At 63.2% G+C, this 511-nt stretch carries 1 protein-coding gene; it reads left to right on the top strand.

Annotated elements, in window-relative coordinates; translation table 11 throughout:
* Positions 1-292 (top strand): helix-turn-helix domain-containing protein (locus CWO89_RS45120; protein ID WP_165421638.1); only part of this gene is annotated, 292 nt, incomplete at its 5' end.
* Between the last annotated feature and the right edge of the window lie 219 nt (positions 293-511).

Below are 511 nucleotides of genomic sequence, written 5' to 3'. Positions count from 1 at the left end.
CCGACTCGCCGTGCAGCTCGAGGCGATCGTGGCCGCGGCCGAGGCGGGGCTGAAAGATCACGACCGCTGGCTGAGCGCAAAAAACCTGCTCGCCCGCAAGCTCATGGGCCGCCGATCCACCTCTCGGCTGCCTGAGCTGCTTGATTACGTGCTGACCCAGCCGATCGTCTCGGCCGGCATGATAGCGGCGGAGCTCAAGATTACACCGCGCGCCGCGCAGGACCTGGTCGGCGAACTCGGCCTGCGCGAGGCGACCGGGCGAGAACGATACCGGGCGTGGGGGATTCTATAGAGTGTATCGGGTCGGATCAGGGTCGACCGTACCAAAGGCACTGTTATCGCCAGTCGTGGCGTCTCCCGCAAAAGACCAGCTACATGGATCAACCCGCATGGCCAAAATTCAGCTATCCCAACTTGGCCCGCCCTGTGGCATTGTTGTCCTGATCAGAGGGACACAATGCCAAACCGGATTCCGCTGGACCCCAAGCTGCCGAAGGCCTTCAACGCGACG

Origin of the sequence: Bradyrhizobium sp. Leo170 (assembly GCF_004296405.1) — a bacterium.
Taxonomy (GTDB): domain Bacteria; phylum Pseudomonadota; class Alphaproteobacteria; order Rhizobiales; family Xanthobacteraceae; genus Bradyrhizobium.
The sequence above is the reverse complement of the archived record's forward strand: the minus strand, read 5'-3'. Positions and strand labels throughout refer to the sequence as shown.